We start from the raw sequence: 19,033 nt of genomic DNA, 5'->3' as shown, positions 1-19,033 counted from the left end.
CTCGCTACAATCCGATGGTTGACGTTTACGTAAACGTTAAAAGCCATAGTCAAAAACCGGAGGAGACAGCAGCATGCAGATTCAGAACAATGTATTCATCGTGACCGGCGGCGCGTCCGGCCTGGGCGCCGCCACCGCGCGCATGATCGTGGACGCCGGCGGCATGGTCGTGCTGGCCGACGTGCAGGCGGAAGCCGGCGAGAAGCTGGCCGCCGAGCTGGGCGCCGGCAAGGCGCGCTTCGTGAAGTGCGACGTGACCTCGGAAGGCGACGGCATGGCCGTGGTCGAAGCGGCTGCCGCCATGGGCACGCTCCGCGGCCTGGTCAACTGCGCCGGCGTGGCGCCGGCCATCAAGACCGTCGGCAAGGACGGCCCGCACCCGCTGGACGCCTTCCAGCGCGCGATCAACATCAACCTGGTCGGCACCTTCAACATGTGCCGCCTGGCGGCCGACGCCATGGGCAAGACCGAAGGTCTGGAGCACGGCGAGCGCGGCGTGATCATCAACACCGCTTCGGTCGCGGCCTTCGACGGCCAGATCGGCCAGGCTGCCTACGGCGCCTCGAAAGCCGGCGTGGCCGGCATGACGCTGCCGATGGCGCGCGACCTGTCGCGCAGCGGCATCCGCGTGATGACCATCGCCCCGGGCATTTTCGAGACCCCGATGTTGATGGGCATGCCGCAGGAAGTGCGCGATGCGCTCGGCAAGATGGTCCCGTTCCCCCAGCGTCTCGGCATGTCGGGCGAATACGCCCACCTGGCCAGGACCATCATCGAAAACACGATGCTGAACGGCGAAACGATCCGCCTGGATGGCGCGATCCGCATGCAGCCGAAGTAATCGTCGGAAACGAGCTTGTCGTGAGCAACTTGCTCATTTGATGTAGGATGCTCTGGATATCGGGCGTGCAGCCTCGGCCGCACGCCCTGTTTTTTTCCGGAGATCCGAATGCAATTGAAGTTCAAGCTGCTCGCCCTCGCGGCCTTCCTGGCCAGCGCCCAACACCTCCCCGTCCTCGCCCAGGACTCGCTTCAGAAATCCCCCGAAGCCGCAACCGGCTATGCCGAAAAGGCCGGCTGGGCCGCGCGCAAGTACATGGTGGCGGCCGCCAATCCGCTGGCGGTCGAGGCGGGCTACGAGATGCTGAAGCAGGGCGGCAGCGCGATCGACGCCGGCATCGCATCCCAGCTGGTGCTGACCCTGGTCGAGCCGCAATCCTCGGGCATCGGCGGCGGCGCCTTCCTGATGTACTACGACGGCAAGAAGGTGCAGGCCTTCGACGGCCGCGAGACCGCGCCTTCGAAAGCCGACGAGCATTTGTTCCAGCACCCGGACGGCACGCCGCTGTCGCGCACCGAGGGTGTCGTCGGCGGCCGCTCGACCGGCGCGCCGGGCGTGCTGCGCATGCTGGAACTGGCCCACCGCGAGCATGGCAAGCTGCCCTGGAAGACCCTGTTCGGGCCGGCGATCCGCCTGTCCGAGAACGGCTTCAAGGTCAGCCCGCGCCTGAACGGCCTGCTGGCCTGGGACCCGTACATCCGCAAGGACCCGACCGCGCGCGCCTATTTCTACGGCCCAGACGGTAACCCGCGCCCGGTCGGCTATCTGCTGAAGAACCCGGAGCTGGCGCGCACCCTGCGCGAGATCGCCGAGGGCGGCGCTGAAGTGTTCTACAAAGGCCGCATCGCGCGCGACATCGAGGCCAAGGTGAAGAGCCACCCGACCAATCCGGGCCTGCTCACCGCCGCCGACATCGCCGCTTATCAGCCCAAGCTGCGCGAGCCGGTCTGCAACGACTATCGCAGCTTTACCGTGTGCGGCATGCCGCCGCCGTCCTCGGGCGGCATCGCCGTCGCGCAGATGCTGGGCATGTTCGAGACCCGCGACATGAAGGCGCTGGCGCCGACCAAGGGCATCCCGAGCGCCGATGCCGTGCACGTGTTCTCGGAAGTCGGGCGCCTGGCCTATGCGGACCGCGACCGCTACGCCGCCGACACCGACTTCGTGCCGTTGCCGGGACGCGGCGTTCCGGCCCTGCTGGACAAGAACTACCTCGCCAAGCGCGCCAGCCTGGTCGGGCCGCGCTCGATGGGCAAGGCCGAGGCCGGCAATCCGCCGGGCGTCGAAACCGCCTGGAACTGGGGCCTGGACAATTCGATCGAAGCCCACTCGACCTCGCACATCGTGGCGGTCGACCAGTACGGCGCCGGCCTGTCGATGACCACCAGCGTCGAGGATGCCTTCGGCTCGCGCCAGATGGTCGACGGCTTCATCCTTAATAACCAGCTGACCGATTTCTCCTTCGACTCGAAGGATGCCAGCGGCCCGATCGCCAACCGCGTCGAGCCGGGCAAGCGTCCGCGCAGCGCGATGAGCCCGACCATCGTCTTCGACAAGAAGACCGGGCGCTTCGTCGAGGCCATCGGTTCGCCGGGCGGCCCGCTGATCATCAACTACGTGGCGAAAGTCCTGGTCGGTACCCTCGACTGGGGCCTGAACATGCAGGAGGCGATCGCGCTCCCCAACTTCGGCAGCCGCAACGGTCCGACCGAGCTGGAAGCGGGGCGCTTCCCGTCCGCGACCATCGAGCAATTGAAGGCACGCGGCCATGCCGTCCGCGTCTTCGAACAGACTTCCGGCCTGCAGGGCATCGAGCGCATGAACATTCGTGGCGTGTCGCTGTGGTTCGGCGGCGCCGACCCGCGCCGTGAAGGTGTGGCAAAAGGCGACTAAAGCCTTGGCAAAAGCCTAATTATTCCACTCGGTAGGGTCAGAGTTTGTTACTCTTGCCGAGTGGATATTAAACATGACTTCATAGGGCGCTCGCGGCAGCGCCTTTGCGCGTTGTTGATGCTGGCGCTGGCCTGCCTGCTGGGCGGGATGGCGCACGCCGCGCCGGCGCCGACCCTGCGTTTCGAGCATCTGTCGGTGGAGGACGGCCTGGCCCAGGAATCGGTGCTGGCGATCGTCCAGGACCGCGACGGTTTCATGTGGTTCGGCACTCAGTCGGGCCTGTCGCGCTACGACGGCTACCGCTTCACCAACTTCCGCAACGTGGTGGGCGATCCGAAGTCGCTGGCCAACAACTGGGTGCGCGTGCTCTACGCCGACCGCAAGGGACGGCTGTGGATCGGCACCGACGGCGGCCTCGCGCTCTACCATCCGGAGAGCAGCAGCTTTTCCAACTACGTGCCCGACGAGCCGGCCAAGCGCGGCAACGGCAACCGTCACATCCGCGCCATCGTCGACGACGGCAAGGAGGGCCTGTGGCTGGCCACCGGCGACGGCCTGCAGCACTTCGACATCGCGACCAGGCGCTTCGCCACCTGGCACCACGTGCCCGGCGTGGCCGACAGCCTGGTCTCCGACAAGCTCACCTCGCTGGCGCTGGCGCCGGACGGCCGGCTGTGGGTCGGCACCACCAGCGGGCTGGACAGCCTGGCGCCGGACCTGATGCGCTTTACCCACCACCCATCGCCGCAGGGCGGCAAGTTCGACGCGGTGCAGGCCCTGCTGCTGGACGCCAGCAAGCGCCTGTGGATCGCCAGCCAGGGCGGCCTCGAGCGCCGCGCGCTCGACAAGCCGGACAGCGTCGCACGCTTCGACGAGGCGGAAGGCATGCCGCATGGCGATGTCGGCATCCTGTACCAGGACGCCGCAGGCCAGATCTGGGTCGGCACCCACGACCGCGGCCTGTACCGCTGGCTGCCGGCGGCCGGCCGCTTCGAGCATTATCCGCACCGCATCACCGACCAGTACAGCCTGGGCGACAACCAGGTCTCGGCCCTGTACGGCGACCGCGTCGGCACCTTCTGGGTCGGCACCTGGTCCAACGGCGTCTCGCGCGCCGACCTCGGCGGCGGCGGCTTCGCCCGCATCAAGCGCGGCCCGGACCTGCCGTCCACGCTCAACGACAACAAGGTGCGCGGCATTGCCTGGGACGGCGCCGGCAAGCTGTGGCTGGCCACCAGCGGCGGCCTCCATCACTTCGATCCGGCAAGCGGGCAGGAAAAGACCTGGCGCTTGACGCCGGGCGAGTCCGATGTAGCGGCCGAAACGACAGCCTACGCCGTGACCACGGCGCCGGACGGCACGCTCTGGCTGGGCGCGCAGAACGGCCTGATCCGCTTCGATCCGAAGACCGGCAAGATGACGCGGCGCCAGCTGGTGCCGGGCGACATCGACGCCAACTTCGTGCGCAACCTGATGGTGGCGCATGACGGCGTGCTGTGGATCGCCACCCGCGGCGGCCTGCACCGGCTCGACCCGAAGACCGGCAAGCTGGACACCTGGCAGCACGATCCGGCGGTGGGCGCGAGCCTGGCCGACAACGTGGTGCGGCCGATGCTGGAAGACCGCCAGGGCCGGCTGTGGATCGGCACCTTCGATGGCCTCGACCTGCTCGACCGCACGACCGGCAAGTTCCGCCACTTCCGCCACGACCCGAACGACACCACCAGCCTGAGTCACGACGAGGTCCACTACCTGATGGAAGACCGCCGCGGCACCCTGTGGGTCGGCACCGCCGTCGGCCTGAACAAGATGGTGATCGGCAGCGACGGCACCCCGCGCTTCCAGCGCTACACCAGCGCCGACGGCCTGGTCGACGATGCGGTGGCGTCGATGCTGGAAGACCAGGACGGCCAGATCTGGGTCAGCACCTCCAGCAATATCGCGCGCCTGGATCCGGTCAGCGGCAGCTGGCGCCTGTTCGACGCCGCCGACGGCACCATCGAAGGCGCCTATTTCGACGCCTCTGCGCTGCGCGCGCCGGATGGCACCCTGTACTTCGGCGGCATGAACGGCATCACCGCCTTCCATCCGCGCGCGTTGCACGACAACCTGATCGCGCCGCGCGCCGTCATCACCGGCCTGCGCATCTTCGGCGACCCGGTGCAGAAACGCCATCCGGGCCTGGCCTCGTGGCCGATCGAACGCGCGGCCGGGATCACGCTGCCGGCCTCGGACGCCGTGTTCACGCTGGAGTTCTCGGCGCTGCACTTCGCGGCGCCGCAGCGCAACCGCTTCGCCTACCGCCTAGCCGGCTTCGACCAGGACTGGACCGCCGCCGACGCCGGCAAGCGCTTCGCCACCTATACCAACCTCGATCCGGGCCATTACACCTTCCAGGTACGCACCGCCAACAAGGACGGGGTCTGGAGCGACGCCCCGGCCAGCTTCGAGATCACGGTGCTGCCGCCGTACTGGAAGACATGGTGGTTCCGCGGCCTGGTCGCGCTGCTGGTGGTCGGCATCGGCTACGGCATCTTCCGCATCCGCGTGGACGGGCTGCGGCGCCAGAAGGACCTGCTCGAGCACCAGGTCAGCGCGCGCACCGAGCGCATCGAGCAGCAGAACCGCCTGCTCGAGCACCAGACCGCCGAGCTGCGCGAGCAGCAGCGTCAGGTGCGCCGCCGCACCGACGAGCTGGCGCGCGCCAACGGCGCCCTGCAGGAAAACGAGGAGCGCCTGTACCTGGCCAAGCAGCGCGCCGAAGACGCCACGCGCCAGAAGTCCGAATTCCTGGCCAACATGAGCCACGAGATGCGCACACCGCTGGCCGGCGTGATCGGCATGCTCGGCTTCGCGCTGCGCGACGGCCAGCTGAAGGATTCCACCCGTGAGCAGATCCTGCGCGGCCAGGCCAACGCCCAGTCGCTGCTGGCGATCATCAACGACCTGCTGGACTTCTCGAAGATCGAGGCCGGCAAGCTGACCATCGAGAACATCGACTTCGCCCTCGACGAGACCATCGGCCAGGTGGTGACCCTGTTCGAGGAGCAGGCCGGCGCGCACAGCGTGGGCTTCGCGGTCCACCTCGACCCGGACCTGCCGCGCTTCGTGGTGGGCGATCCGACCCGCTTGCGCCAGGTGCTGGTCAACCTGGTCGGCAACGCCTTCAAGTTCACCGAGAGCGGCACCGTCACAGTACGTGTCGAGCGCCGCCCGGAAGACCAGGCCAACGCCTGGCAGCACATGATCCGCTTCTCGGTCGAGGACACCGGCATCGGCATCGAAGCGGAAGCGTTGCCGCGCCTGTTCCAGCAGTTCGAGCAGGCCGACGCCACCACCACCCGCCGCTACGGCGGCACTGGCCTGGGCCTGGCGATCTGCCGCCAGCTGGTCGAGCTGATGGGCGGCTCCATCGGCGCCGCCAGCACGCCGGGCGAGGGCTCGACCTTCAGCTTCGTGCTGCCGCTGGCCGACGGCGTGCAGCCGCCGGTGGTGGAGCAGGCGCCGCTCGAGCCGCACACGCACCGCCTGCGCGTGCTGTGCGCCGAGGACTACCCGACCAACCAGATCATCGTGCGCACCATGCTGGAAGAGCTTGGCCACCAGGTCGACGTGGTCGACAACGGCGCGCTTGCGGTGGCGGCCTGCGCGCGCACCCGCTACGACCTGATCCTGATGGACGGCCGCATGCCGGAGATGGACGGCGCCACCGCCACCCGCCTGATCCGCGCCGGCGGCCCGATCGAGGCGCCGGTGCTGGACCAGGGCCTGATGATCGTGGCCCTGACCGCCAACGCCAGCGAGGAAGACCGCTCGCGCTACCTGGCCTGCGGCATGGACGCCTTCCTCACCAAGCCGATCGACGATGCGCACCTGCACTTCCACCTGAGCCGCGCGATCGAGCGCCAGCTGCAGCGCGGCGTGGCATTGCAGCCGATGGTGCCGCCCGAGGCGCGCGGTCCGTCCACGCCCAGCACCGCCGAGCTGGATGCGATGTTCGGCGTGGTCAGCGGGCCGCCGCCGGCGCCGCTTACGCAGCCGGCGATACCGGGCGCGCCGCAGCGCTACGGCCGCCGCGCCACCGACCTGAAGGGCCGGATGCGCGCCGCCTTCGCCGCCGACCTGCCGCGCCGCCGCGGCGAGCTCGACGCAGCCCTGGCAGCCGGCGACCTCGACACCTGCGGCCGCCTGCTGCACGGCATGCGCGGCAGCGCCGGCTACCTGGGCGAGGCCGAGCTGCACCAGTTGTGCACGGAGCTCGAACGCGACGCCGACAGCGGCCGCATCGAGCAACTGAAGTCGCGCCTGCCCAAGTTATTGAACATGCTTGCACGTTTCGAAGAAACCACGGCGTGAATCGTGCGCACCGGGTCGCTCTGTATAATTTGCTTCATAACAATAGTGAGATTGGCGGAGGCGCGGTGAAAGTTCTGATAGTCGACGACGACGTGGTTTCACGCATGATGCTGATGCACATGATCGACAGCGCCGGCCGCTACGACGTGCTGGAAGCCGAAGACGGCGAGGAAGCCTGGCGCCAGCTCGACGCCGGCACCCGCCCGGCGATGCTGTTCTGCGACCTGCGCATGCCGCGCCTGTCCGGCATGGAGCTGCTGGCCCGGGTCAAGGCCGATGAGCGCTTCGCCGGCCTGCCTTTCGTGCTGGTCTCGGCGGCTTCCGACGGCGCCACCATGGAGCAGGCGCTCGGCCTGGGCGCCGACGGCTACATCGTCAAGCCCTTCGACGGCGACAAGGTGCGCGGCTTCCTGAACAACCTTTCCGGGGAGGAAGAAAACCCGGACGAAAGCCCGGAGGCCACCATGCGCCGCCTGGGCATCGACGCCACCCGCCTGCTGCTCTACCTGGGCGGCCTGCACCGCCAGCTGGCGAGCGCCGGCGCCGACCTCGGACAGCTGCTTGCGGCCGGCCAGCTCGATGCCGCGCGCGCCCATCTGGGCCGGCTGGCCGAAGGCTGCCGCACCCTCGGCCTCATGAAAGCCGCCGCCGCGCTCGAGACCCAGGCCGCCTTGCCGCTGCCGGCCGCCGCCACCGCGAGCGAGCTCGAATTCGCCGGCGCCGCGGTGCTGCGCCAGACCGAGGCCGCCCGCCGCCTGGCACCCTTGTAGAGCGCGTCACCGCACAGACCGCTTTTGGCAGCCTGTGCCAATTGCGCGCCGTCCATGAGTGATTTCTTATTACAATGCGCCGGATGAGTGTATTTCCATGGACAGTACGGTGAACGATTCCCTAGGCTTTCTCACGGGCGGCGGCCTGATGGGGGAGCGCATCGCCGCGCATGACTGGTCGGCAACCGATCTGGGCCCGATCGGCGCATGGCCGGCCGCCCTGCGCACGACCCTTGGCACCGTCCTCAATTCGAAATTCCCGACGTATCTGTGCTGGGGGCCGGATCTGGTCGGCTTCTACAACGACGCCTACCTGCCCATCGTCGGCACCAAGGACGTGCTCGGCCTGCCGTTCCGCGAGGCCTGGGGCGAAGCCTGGGAGACGGTCGGGCCGATCGCCGAGCGCGCCTACGCGGGCGAAGCCAGCTACTACGAAGACCTGCCGGTGACCAGCGAGCGTCTCGGCTATCCGGCGCAGCACCATTACACGTTTTCCTATAGCCCGGTGCGCGACGAACAGGGCCGCGTCGGCGGCATCCTGTGCACCGTGTTCGAGACCACGAACAAAGTCCGGGCAATCGACGAACTGCAGCACCTGAACGAAAGCCTGAGCCACCAGGTGGCCGCGCACGCCGCCGACCGCGACCGCCTGTGGCGCATCTCGCCGGACGTGATGGCGGCGGCCTCGCTGGCGACCGGGCGCTTCCTGACCGTCAACCCGGCCTTTACGGAAAGCTTCGGCTGGACCGCCGAGGAGGCGACCACGCGGCCCTTCATGGACATGGTCCATCCGGACGACCGCGAGGACGTGGCGCGCCACATGCTGATCCTGGCCGCGGGCACGCCCCTGGTCAACTACGAGACCCGGGTGCTGCACAAGGGCGGCTCCTACCGCTGGGTACAGTGGACGATCTCGCCGGAAGGCGAACTGCTGTACGGCGTGGCGCGCGACATCACGGCCGAGAAGCACCAGGCCGACGCCCTGCGCCAGGCCGAGGATGCGCTGCGCCAGTCGCAGAAGATGGAAGCGGTGGGCCAGCTGACCGGCGGCCTGGCGCACGACTTCAACAACATGCTGGCCGGCGTGGCGGGCCATCTGGAGCTGATGAAGCTGCGCCTGCGCATGGGCCAGACCGGCGACCTGCCGACACGCATCGACGCCGCCCTCGGCGTGACCCAGCGCGCCGCCGCGCTGACGCACCGCCTGCTGGCCTTCTCGCGCCGCCAGGCGCTGGACCCGAAGCCCACCAGCGTGAACGCCCTCGTCGAGTCGATGACCGACCTGGTCAAGCGCTCGGCCGGCCCGGCGATCACCCTGCGCACCCATCTGCAGCCGGCGCTGTGGACCACGCTGTGCGACCCGAACCAGCTCGAGAGCGCGCTGCTGAACCTGGCCAACAATGCGCGCGACGCCATGCCGGAAGGCGGCGCCATCGTCATCGAAACCGAGAACGCCGTCATCGCGCCGCTGCAGGCGGGCCGCTACGGCGACCTGAAACCCGGCGAATACGTGCTGGTGACGGTGCGCGACAGCGGCGCCGGCATGCCGCCGGACGTGCTGGCGCGCGCCTTCGATCCCTTCTTCACGACCAAGCCGATGGGGCAGGGCACGGGCCTCGGGCTGTCGATGGTGTACGGCTTCGCGCGCCAGTCGGGCGGCCATGTGCGCATCGATTCGAATCCGGGGCAGGGCACCGAAGTGCGCCTGCTGCTGCCGCGCCTGATGGCCGAGATGCCGGCGCCGCAGGCCGTGGACGGCGACGCACCGCTGCCGGCCGCCAGCCGCAAGGGCCTGGTGCTGGTGGTCGACGACGAAGCCGACATCCGCAACGTGATGGCCGAAGTCCTGCGCCTGCAGGGCTATACGGTGATGGAGGCGGCCGACGCCCCGCAAGCCCTGCGCCAGCTGCAGGAGCGGGGGCAGGAGCGCGGCCGCGGCGGTCGTCCGGACATGCTGGTCACCGACGTCGGCCTGCCGAACGGCATGAACGGCCGCCAGCTGGCCGACCAGGTGCGCATGCTGTGGCCGCAGATTCCGGTGCTGCTGGTGACCGGCTACGCCGAGAGCACGGTGATGCGCAACGAGACCCTGCCGGCGCAAATGGAGCTGCTGACCAAGCCCTTTGCCATGACGGCGCTGGCGGCGAAAGTCGGGGCGATGCTGGCGGCGGGGCCCGGCGCCGGCGCGGCGCAGGCTGCGGACACCGGCGCGGCCGACGAGGTGCCGGCCTGAGCGGATCTGCGCCGCCGGCTGCGCGGAGCATCCTGTTCTCCTCGCCCATGGTGCGCGCGCTGCTGGCCGGGACCAAGACCCAGACGCGGCGCGCCCTGCGTACCCCGCAAGACGCAACACGCAATCGCTTCGGTCAGCCCGGCGACCTGCTGTGGGTGCGCGAAACCTTCTTTGCCTTCGGCCGCTGGGAGACCCGCTTCAACGCGGCGAAGCAGCGCGAGGAATGGTATTTCACTGACATGACCCTGGCCGCCGGCCATGCCTGGCGCTACGCCGCAGACGACGGTGTTGGCGCCGATCCGCATGCGCGGCGTGAGGCAGGGGCTGCGCCGGCCTGGCACAAGCGGCCTGCATTGTTCATGCCGCGTGCGGCCAGCCGGATACTGCTCGAGATTGTCGACGTGCGCGTCGAGCGCTTGCAGGCGATCAGTGTGGCGGATGCGCTGGCGGAGGGGCTTCCAGCCGGCGCGGAGCGCGATCCGGTGCTGGCTTATCGCGGCATCTGGGAAGGCATCAATGGACCGGAGAGCTGGAAGGCGAATCCGCTGGTGTGGGTAGTGGAGTTTGCGAAAAGACCACTTGCGCCGACCTTGAGTCAGAATATATGATTCGTATATGGATCATATACGGAGGATATAGATGGGCATCGTCAACATCGAAGAGGATCTGCATGACCAGATCCGCAAGGCGAGCGGCGTCTCCTGCCGCTCGATCAACGCGCAAGCCGCGTTCTGGATCAAGATCGGCATGCTGGCCGAGCTGAATCCGACCCAGAGTTTCAACGAGATCATGGCGCGCGAACTGAGGGCCGCAGGGGTAGTGACACCGGCGCTCAAGGTGGCCTCATGACCAAGCGGCCGGAGGAGATCGTCCTGATGGCCGAGGCGGGGCGCCTGCTCGCGGACGTGTTCGGCTACCTGGACAGTCTGCAGCTGATCGGCATGTCGACCATGGCGGTCAACGACCTGGTCGACGCCTATATCGTGGACACGCTCAAGTCACGCCCCGCCAGCAAGGGGCAGTACGGCTATGCCTATGCGCTGAATTCTTCCCGCAACAACGTCGTCTGCCATGGCGTTCCCTCGCCGGACGAGATCCTGAAAAGCGGGGACATCGTCAACTTCGACATCACGCTGGAGAAGAACGGCTACATCGCCGATTCCAGCAAGACCTATCTGGTGGGCGAGGTGTCGCCGGCCGCCAAACGGCTGGTGCAGGTCACCTATGAGGCCATGTGGAAGGGCATCAAGGCGGTGCGCCCGGGCGCGCGGCTGGGCGACGTCGGGCATGCGATCGAGCGCCATGCGCGCCGGCACGGCTATTCGGTGGTGCGCGAGTACTGCGGGCACGGCATCGGCCGCGAAATGCACGAGGAGCCGCAAGTCCTGCACTGGGGCAAGCCGCAGACAGGGCTGATGCTGCGCGAAGGGATGGTGTTCACCATCGAGCCGATGCTGAACCAGGGCCGGCATTCGGTGCGGACCGAGGACGATGGCTGGACGGTGGTGACGCGCGACGGGCAGCTGTCCGCACAGTTCGAGCACACCGTGGCGGTGACCCGGCACGGGGTGCGGGTGTTGACCTTGCGAGGCGAGGAAACTGCTGGGTTGCTTTCTTGAGAAACGGCAGTTGATATGAGCTAGATCAAACCCTTCTTGGGTTCGCTTCAATATCGTCAATAGATTCGCTTGAGGCTGCTTAACACAGTCGACAGCGTAATTGTTGAGGTAGAACAAAGCTACCAAGGAGTTTGAGATGGATCATGCAACTCTAGGCAGGCGAGCGTTCATCGAACGCTCCGCGTTTGCATTGGGCGCAGCCTTTGTGCCCATGGAAGTATTCGGGCAGTCGCTGTTGATGGTGCGTCCCGAATGGCAGGCCTTCAAGACCACGCCGCGCTACGACTCGCTGCTCAAGGCGGTCAGGCTGATGAAGGCGAATACCAATCCAAAGGATGCGAAGAGCTGGGCATACTGGACCAACGTCCACATCAATTATTGTCCGCATGAGGTCGCCTATTTCCTGGCTTGGCATCGTGGCTACCTCTACTATTTCGAACGCCAGCTGCGCACCGTCTCCGGCGACAGCCAGCTCGTGCTTCCCTACTGGGACTACTATACCAACCCACAGCTGCCGGCCGAGTTCACGAATCCGAACAACAATAATCCGCTCTATGTCGAGCGGGTCAACACGAATGTCCAGCAGGCCCTTAGCATGGCACCTTTCGCGGGTACGTTGCTCAACTTCCAGCGCGGCCAGGACAACGCCTACGAACCGACTTTCGAGGATGCTCCGCACAATCCGGTGCATAACCTCATCGGCAACGCGATGGCGGACATGATATCCCCCAACGATCCCATCTTCTGGTTGCACCATGCGAATGTCGACCGGCTATGGGTCGCATGGGTCGCCGCCGGCGGTGGACGCAAGATGCCGGCGAGGACCAATTCGTACTGGTCGGGCAAGCACGTCTACACGAACTCCATCAGCATGTATCGTTCGCAAACCATCGACACCCGATCGATCCTGGGCTACCGGTATCAGAACGAAACCATGCCGAGCGCACTCCCTCTGGCGCAGGTAACAGGCGAACCAAACGATGCACGGCTGTTCCGCGTGCAGGCAAGCATGAGCAGCCTGCCCGGCGCGATGCCCTCTATCGGCTCCTTCCAGCTGTCGACGCCACGCCAGACCAGTGACACCACCTTTGCACTGGGCGGTGCCTTGAATGTCGGGCTTTCCGAACGCTCGGTGAGCGTACAGTTGCCGGTCAGCGCGGAGCACAGCCAGGCGCTGGCCGCCATCGCGAAAAACAAGCAGGCAAGCATTGCCGGCGTGGCGCAGACTTACCGGTCCGCGCATCTGGTGCTGGACGGTATCGAACTTTCCGAGGAGGGCAGGAAAGGAGGCTATTTCTACAAGGTTTACTTGAATATCCCGTCGAGTAAGCGCTCTGGAAGCGAGAAGGGCGCCGTCTATCTCGGTACGCTCGGCCCCTTCGAAATCCATGCGGCGGCTCACCATGGCAGCGAACATGGCCCTTTGGGTCTTCGCTACAAGGTCAAGCGCGCCTTTGCCGGGGCAACGGCGACGGAACTCGGCATGATGTCCGTGTCTTTCGTGCGCGTCAGCGGCACCAGCACGCCCAAAGGAGGGGTCATCGGTATTGGCGAAGTACGCCTGGAAGCCGCCACCGACGCCGATGGATCGTAGAGCTTGTCAAGGCAGCCATGACGGAATCCTTGTCGAGCAATGCGATGGAACTGGATGGCGCCGACTGGTATGCACGCGCCGAAAGCGTCATCGGCGCGGACATCTGCTGTTTCGACGCAGTTCCCGCGTTTCTTGCGAGCGAACTCGACGCCTTATACCAGCATTTCAATTCGTCGCTGCAGCATTTCGCGTTCCGCGCTCGCGCCGAGGGCGCCCGCGCCTATGTCGCAAGGCGTGACGGGCGCTTTCTTGCCGTTTTCCTTTTTCATGTGGAGAAAGGAAGAATCCAGGTGCTCAACGAGATGGTGGCGATTCCAGTCGAGGAGATCGAGCGGTTCGCGCGCTTTGCCTTTGCCCGTTTTGCGGAAGCTTCGACCATCAGCTTTTCCCTCATCGGCGTTGATGTCGCGGCACTTTCCTTACCTTTCCAGCAGTATGGCCATTCGGAAGATATCGTGGTCAGTCTCCCGGAGTCTGCCGATGCCTACCTGGCCAAGCTGGGATCGAAGACCCGGCACAACATCAGGCACCAGCTAAAAGCGCTTTCCCGTGATCGGCCGGAGCTGTGCTTCCAGACCTTCGAGCAGGCGGAAATCGAACCGGAGACATTGAGCGCGCTGTTCGCACTGAAACGCAGGAACACGGACTCGAAAGGCATCGAGTTCGGCATGTCTTGCGAAGAAGCCGACTGGATGATGCAGCAGGCCCAGGCAGGAGGCCTGCTGCTTGTGGCCGTGGCAGGAGAACGGATTTGCGGCGGCAGCTTGAGCCTGAAGCTGGGCGACCATTATTTTGCCTATGTGACCGCCTTCGAGCCCGAATTTGAAAAATATAGTCTGGGAATGTTGTGCTGCTATCTTGCGATGCTGGAAAAGATCGCCCGCAAGGCAAAGGAAGCGCATTTGAGCTGGGGGCGTCAACAATATAAATTCAGACTGCTCGGGATCCAGCGCGATATGGCGAACGTCGACCTCTACCGGTCGCGTCTTGCATACTGGCGGCATGCTCCCATCCGTGCGCAACGTGCCGCCATCGGCTATGCGGAGGAGTGCAAGCGTATCCTGCTGGATAACGAGCACCGCTCCGGCATGGTCCCGGGTTTGTTCCGCACGGCCATCGGCGCCATGCGTTTTATGAAGCGTACGCGTGTCCGCTATCGGGATCGCTTGAAACCACCGGCATGAGCTCACCCAAGGATCCAGACATGGATCCTTTTTTTTGCATACCCTCCGAATAGATTTCGGCCGATTCCTAACTGATTAGACGTAGAGCAGTTTGATTTAAATCAAATGTCATAAATTGAACCGCGCTTTTTCTTCAAACAGAACCCGGTGCACACGAGCTGAAATTCGCTGTATTGCGCAGATCTCGCTATGTCGTTTGATCTAAATCAAGTACGGATGAACTCGCTTCCGCCATCCATCCTGGATAGCTACCATAAGTACATAGATTACTGGTAAGAGCGAGGCAGGCATGGCACATACGATCGTTGAGGACATGCGTGGCCGCCTTCCGGAAATCAGACCCGAGTTTCGTTGCTACCGGCAGGGTATTCCGGATGTCTTAGCCAGAAAAATTGATTTGCTCTATGGCGCCCTGTTTTCCTCGCCATTGCAACTCCGGTTATCGGGGAAATTACACGACGAAACCTGGGTGTATCAATCGGCATCTGCCGCATCCATACATTCAATTTTCCTGTTCGAATGTGATGGACCTGAAATCAAGGTATTGAACGAGCAGATCAGGACAAATCCTTCAGAGATCGAACGCTTCGTTGAGTATCTTTTCGACCTGCACCCGGCAGTGAGCAGCCTTGTTTTCTTCGGCATCGATACGGGCACGCTCGCAATCAGACATCCCTATCAACGCTTTTTTTGCGCGGAAGACATTGTCATTTCCGGATATGACTCAGAGCAGGCTTATGTGGAAAACCTTGGCAGAAGCACGAAAAGGAATATCCGGCGAAGAAGCGCAGCGCTGGTAGAGCAGTATCCGACTTCCCGGTTCGTGGTGATCGACGCGGATGCCATCACTCCCGAGCTGGTCGAACGCGTCATCATGTTCAATCGCGCCAGCATGGCGCGCAAGAGCCGGACCTCCACTTATCAAGACGAAGATGTGCATCGCCTGGCGCTTCTTGCCGCTCACGGCGGCCTGGCCGGCACGGTACGCGTCGAAGGCGAAATCGTTGCAGCGACTGTCTGCGCGCGGATCGGGAACTGCTTCTACATGCTTACCACCGGATATGATTTCAGGTTGGAAGGTTTCAGCCTCGGTCTTCTGTGCTGTTATTGGACCGCCCGTGAATGCCTGCGGCGCGGCGCCCGGGAGATCAACCTCATGGGCGGGCGGCTCGACTACAAGTACAGCTTGGGAGGCAGATCGCGAAAATACGATGCGCTGTGCGTTTACCGATCGCGCGCAGGCATGCTGCGTAACGTCCGCAGAGTCGTCGACACGGCTGCGAACGGTCTCTTTCTCGAAGCAAAGTTTGCACTGCTCGATTGCGAACGCAAGGATGGCGCCGCGGCGCGCCTGGTTGCGCGCGGTGTTCGCGCATGGCGTTCCGCGAAAACCCATCGCCGCCAGGGGCTGACATGAATGCCGGCCTCGGCATGTGCGCTCACCAGGACGCGCAGGCATGTTCGGAAGACGTGTATGAAAACGTGATTCCGGACTTCGTGCCAGCCGAACTGGAGCGCTTGTACGGCAACACGTTTTCCTCTTTTCTTGCCGAGCACGTTCAAGAGGCCGATACCTGTACATATGTCGCCTGCAAAGCCGGCGTGGCAGACACCATCCTGCTTTTCAAGATGCGTAAGCGCAGGATCCAGGTGCTGAATGCGGCGATCCACATCGCACCGGAGCAGATCCGGCGCTTCGCGTCGTTCATCCTTGCGCGCTACCCTACCATACAGGTGATCGGTCTGACGTCGGTGACGTCGGGACTGCTGGGTAATGAATACCCGATCCAGCGCTTCCGCATTTCCGAAGATTACGTGCTCTCCCTGCCGTCCACGGTGGCAGCCTACAAAGCTGGTCTCGGCAAGGCGACGGCATCGGGTATGCGCGCCAAGCAGAACAGGCTCATGCGCGATATTCCCGAGGTCTCGTTCCAGGTCCGCTCCGGTACCGATATCGACGACAGCATGCTCCAGGCGATCTTCTGCCTGAAGAACGCAGGCCGGCGTGGACGGCTGGACGAGGAGCAGCAAGCCTGGCTGCGCAAGGTCGTGCGCACACATGGCTTCCTCGGCGTAACGCTCATCGATGGCTGCGTTGGCGCCGCAGCCTTGTCCACGCGTATCGGTTCGAGGCTCTTCCTGCATGTGCTGGCCCACGATCGGGCTTTCGACACCTACAGCCTTGGCATGCTCAACACCTATCTGGCTGTGTGTGCGGGCATTCAGGATGGCGCTCGCGAATACCACTTTCTGTGGGGAAGCGGCATCTGGAAGCGGCGGCTCGGGGCGGCCGAACGACAGCTGGAAAATATCTTCGTATATCGCTCACGGGCGGCTCGCCTCGCTTGCTCCCGGCTGGTGATCGCCAACCTGGTCTCGGCGCACTGGCGGCGTCTGCGCCTTGGCATGCTCGCGGCAAGCGAAGCGGAAAGCCGCTACGCCTGGCTGGTCCGGCCTTGCTTGAACGGCTGGTATCGCTTCAAGGGAGCACTGGCATGAAAGTTCTGCTGGTTCATAACCGCTACCAGCAGGCCGGCGGTGAAGATGCCGTGGTTCGTGCCGAAAGCGCCTTGTTACGCAGTCATGGCCATGAAGTGCGCTTGTACGAACGGAGCAACGACGAATTGCTCCGCATGCCGGTGTTGAAGGCGGGGGCCGGGGCCGTGTGGTCGCGCAGCGCGTCCAGCGAGATCGATGCGGTGTGCGGGACCTTCCAGCCGGACGTGGTGCACGTCCATAACACCTTCCTCATGATTTCGCCTGCCGTGTACTGGATCGCTGCGCGCAGGCGAATTCCTGTCGTGCAGACCTTGCACAACTTTCGCCTCTTGTGCCCTCAGGGCACTTTCCTGCGAAATGGGGCCGTATGCCAGGACTGTCTCAAACACCAGCCCTGGCGCGCGATTCCCCGGAAGTGCTATCGGGGATCCGCAACCCAATCGTCGTTGCTGGCCGGCCTGCTTGCAGCCCATTCCTGGCTCGGCACCTATCGCGACAAAGTGACGCGCTACATCGCGCTGAGCGGTTTTTCACGCACTTGCTTCATCGATGGCGGCTTGCCTGCCGAGAAGCTGCGCATCAAGCCCAACTTCGTCGATTGCGCCATCGAGCCGGCCTGGGATGGCCGCAGGGGCGGCCTGTACGTCGGGCGGCTGTCGGAAGAAAAAGGCGTGGCGACTCTGCTCGAGGCGATCCGCATCCTGGGCAGTAATCCGCTTACTGTCATCGGCGGCGGACCAGGTGCTGACGATGTCGCGCGGGCCTTGGGGGAACGCTATCTCGGCGTGCAGGACAGCGAGAACGTCGCATGCCGAATGCGCGCGGCGGCCTACCTTGTATTGCCGAGTATCGGACATGAGCAGATGCCCATGACGCTGCTGGAAGCATTTGCGAACGGCTTGCCGGTCATTGCGAGCCGGCGCGGCGCACTGGCCGACATCGTCGAGCACGGCGTGACCGGTCTTCTGGCCCGCCCAGGTGACGCCGCGGATCTTGCCGCGACTATCGCATGGGCGGAAACACATCCTGACGACATGGAGGAAATGGGGCGCGCGGCGCGCACCGAGTGGGAGAGGAAATACACCGCATCGATCAACTACAACATTCTGGTGGATATCTATGAAGACGCAATCGCAGCAGCGCATGGAAGAGGGAGCATTACGCAGGGGGAGCAAGGTGCTCGGGACCTGGATTGACGCCCTGGCATGGGACGAAGCGGTCGAGCAGGTGGTCGATTGGGGGGCCTTGCACGCCTCGCGCTACATTTGCGTCTGCAATGTGCATTCCGTCGTAACCGCGACCGGCGATGTCGAGTTCCGGCAGGCGCTCGGTGCTGCCGATCTGGCAACCTGCGACGGCGCGCCGATCGCCTGGAGCTTGCGGCGGCTCGGCTTTCCGAAGCAGGAACGCATCGCCGGGCCCGACCTCATGTGGCGCTATCTGCGCCGCGCCGAAGCGCTGGGACACCGGGTCTATCTTTATGGGAGCACCGACCAGACCCTGCGCCGGCTTAGAGACCGCCTGGCCCTGGAGTTCCCCGGAATGGTGGTGGCCGGTACGCACGCTCCCCGGTTCGGGCCTTGCTCCCGCGCCGATGACGAAGCCGACATTGCAGCGATCAATGCCAGCGGGGCCAATGTCGTGTTTGTGGGACTCGGTTGCCCGAAGCAGGAGAAATGGATGGCGTCCCATCGCGAGCACATCCATGCCGTCATGGTCGGCGTGGGCGCCGCCTTCGACTACCACGCGGGAACACGGCCTCGCGCACCGGTCTGGCTGCAGGATCATGGCCTGGAATGGCTGTATCGCCTGGCCACCGAACCGCGGCGGCTGATGCGGCGCTATCTGGTGACCAACACCTTGTTCATGGTCGGGATCTCGCTGCAGCTGGTACAAGGAAAACTCGCCACGAAGCGCCGCCAATGGCATGGCGACGTCGAGGCAGGTGAAGCCTATCAGGACCTGCATTGACCGGAGAGCCCCATGCGGATTTGCATTCCCCAGATTCTTGGCCATCGTGGCGCTGGCTTAGGCAATGAACTAT

General features: G+C 64.8%; 14 protein-coding genes. All 14 read left to right on the top strand.

The features are described 5' to 3' along the window. Positions 1-73 precede the first annotated feature (73 nt). A complete protein-coding gene (locus tag AC07PE_RS20080) occupies positions 74-841 on the top strand; it encodes a 3-hydroxyacyl-CoA dehydrogenase (protein WP_498767705.1) in 768 nt (255 codons plus the stop codon). Between the two features lie 108 nt (positions 842-949). Continuing rightward, the gene (ggt, locus tag AC07PE_RS20075; protein ID WP_498767703.1) at positions 950-2,734 is read left to right on the top strand and encodes a gamma-glutamyltransferase; all 1,785 of its coding nucleotides are present in this window, start codon (positions 950-952) and stop codon (positions 2,732-2,734) included. Between the two features lie 117 nt (positions 2,735-2,851). Next, positions 2,852-7,090: a hybrid sensor histidine kinase/response regulator gene (locus tag AC07PE_RS20070; RefSeq protein ID WP_498767701.1), complete on the top strand. Its 4,239-nt coding sequence runs from the start codon at positions 2,852-2,854 to the stop codon at positions 7,088-7,090. Positions 7,091-7,155: 65 nt separating this feature from the next. Next, a complete protein-coding gene (locus tag AC07PE_RS20065; RefSeq protein ID WP_498767699.1) occupies positions 7,156-7,860 on the top strand; it encodes a response regulator in 705 nt (234 codons plus the stop codon). Positions 7,861-7,969: 109 nt separating this feature from the next. Continuing rightward, complete coding sequence (locus AC07PE_RS20060; RefSeq protein ID WP_498767697.1) at positions 7,970-10,093, top strand: ATP-binding protein; 2,124 nt, start codon at positions 7,970-7,972, stop codon at positions 10,091-10,093. 47 nt (positions 10,094-10,140) lie between these two features. Beyond that, the gene (locus tag AC07PE_RS20055; protein ID WP_498767695.1) at positions 10,141-10,701 is read left to right on the top strand and encodes a hypothetical protein; all 561 of its coding nucleotides are present in this window, start codon (positions 10,141-10,143) and stop codon (positions 10,699-10,701) included. 31 nt (positions 10,702-10,732) lie between these two features. Next, positions 10,733-10,942, top strand: coding sequence for a ParD-like family protein (locus AC07PE_RS20050; RefSeq protein ID WP_498767693.1), 210 nt, complete (start codon positions 10,733-10,735; stop codon positions 10,940-10,942). Beyond that, on the top strand, positions 10,939-11,712 hold the full coding sequence (gene map, locus AC07PE_RS20045; protein WP_498767691.1) for a type I methionyl aminopeptidase: 774 nt from the start codon (positions 10,939-10,941) through the stop codon (positions 11,710-11,712). The genes AC07PE_RS20050 and map overlap by 4 nt, the downstream gene beginning before the upstream one ends. A gap of 136 nt (positions 11,713-11,848) precedes the next feature. Then, on the top strand, positions 11,849-13,306 hold the full coding sequence (locus tag AC07PE_RS20040) for a tyrosinase family protein (RefSeq protein ID WP_498767689.1): 1,458 nt from the start codon (positions 11,849-11,851) through the stop codon (positions 13,304-13,306). Between the two features lie 17 nt (positions 13,307-13,323). Continuing rightward, positions 13,324-14,490, top strand: coding sequence for a GNAT family N-acetyltransferase (locus tag AC07PE_RS20035; protein ID WP_498767687.1), 1,167 nt, complete (start codon positions 13,324-13,326; stop codon positions 14,488-14,490). Positions 14,491-14,779: 289 nt separating this feature from the next. Further along, positions 14,780-15,907, top strand: a complete 1,128-nt coding sequence (locus tag AC07PE_RS20030; protein WP_498767685.1) for a GNAT family N-acetyltransferase — start codon at positions 14,780-14,782, stop codon at positions 15,905-15,907. Then, positions 15,904-16,989 (top strand): GNAT family N-acetyltransferase, encoded by a 1,086-nt coding sequence (locus AC07PE_RS20025; RefSeq protein ID WP_498767683.1) that lies wholly within the window; start codon positions 15,904-15,906, stop codon positions 16,987-16,989. The genes AC07PE_RS20030 and AC07PE_RS20025 overlap by 4 nt, the downstream gene beginning before the upstream one ends. Continuing rightward, the gene (locus AC07PE_RS20020; RefSeq protein ID WP_498767681.1) at positions 16,986-18,185 is read left to right on the top strand and encodes a glycosyltransferase family 4 protein; all 1,200 of its coding nucleotides are present in this window, start codon (positions 16,986-16,988) and stop codon (positions 18,183-18,185) included. Before AC07PE_RS20025 ends, AC07PE_RS20020 begins: the two co-directional genes overlap by 4 nt. Beyond that, positions 18,109-18,960 carry a WecB/TagA/CpsF family glycosyltransferase gene (locus AC07PE_RS20015; RefSeq protein WP_498767680.1) on the top strand — a complete coding sequence of 284 codons (852 nt, stop codon included), beginning with the start codon at positions 18,109-18,111 and terminating at the stop codon, positions 18,958-18,960. The genes AC07PE_RS20020 and AC07PE_RS20015 overlap by 77 nt, the downstream gene beginning before the upstream one ends. Positions 18,961-19,033 lie beyond the last annotated feature (73 nt).

The sequence above is a fragment of the Telluria sp. GW821-FHT07G12 genome, from assembly GCF_059418525.1.
The sequence above is the reverse complement of the archived record's forward strand: the minus strand, read 5'-3'. Positions and strand labels throughout refer to the sequence as shown.

Coding starts and splice junctions, on each gene's coding strand:
- AC07PE_RS20080 (WP_498767705.1), top strand. CDS start 74: ATGCAGATTCAGAACAATGTATTCATCGTGACCGGCGGCGCGTCCGGC.
- ggt (WP_498767703.1), top strand. CDS start 950: ATGCAATTGAAGTTCAAGCTGCTCGCCCTCGCGGCCTTCCTGGCCAGC.
- AC07PE_RS20070 (WP_498767701.1), top strand. CDS start 2,852: ATGCTGGCGCTGGCCTGCCTGCTGGGCGGGATGGCGCACGCCGCGCCG.
- AC07PE_RS20055 (WP_498767695.1), top strand. CDS start 10,141: ATGGTGCGCGCGCTGCTGGCCGGGACCAAGACCCAGACGCGGCGCGCC.
- AC07PE_RS20050 (WP_498767693.1), top strand. CDS start 10,733: ATGGGCATCGTCAACATCGAAGAGGATCTGCATGACCAGATCCGCAAG.
- map (WP_498767691.1), top strand. CDS start 10,939: ATGACCAAGCGGCCGGAGGAGATCGTCCTGATGGCCGAGGCGGGGCGC.
- AC07PE_RS20040 (WP_498767689.1), top strand. CDS start 11,849: ATGGATCATGCAACTCTAGGCAGGCGAGCGTTCATCGAACGCTCCGCG.
- AC07PE_RS20035 (WP_498767687.1), top strand. CDS start 13,324: ATGACGGAATCCTTGTCGAGCAATGCGATGGAACTGGATGGCGCCGAC.
- AC07PE_RS20030 (WP_498767685.1), top strand. CDS start 14,780: ATGGCACATACGATCGTTGAGGACATGCGTGGCCGCCTTCCGGAAATC.
- AC07PE_RS20025 (WP_498767683.1), top strand. CDS start 15,904: ATGAATGCCGGCCTCGGCATGTGCGCTCACCAGGACGCGCAGGCATGT.
- AC07PE_RS20020 (WP_498767681.1), top strand. CDS start 16,986: ATGAAAGTTCTGCTGGTTCATAACCGCTACCAGCAGGCCGGCGGTGAA.
- AC07PE_RS20015 (WP_498767680.1), top strand. CDS start 18,109: ATGAAGACGCAATCGCAGCAGCGCATGGAAGAGGGAGCATTACGCAGG.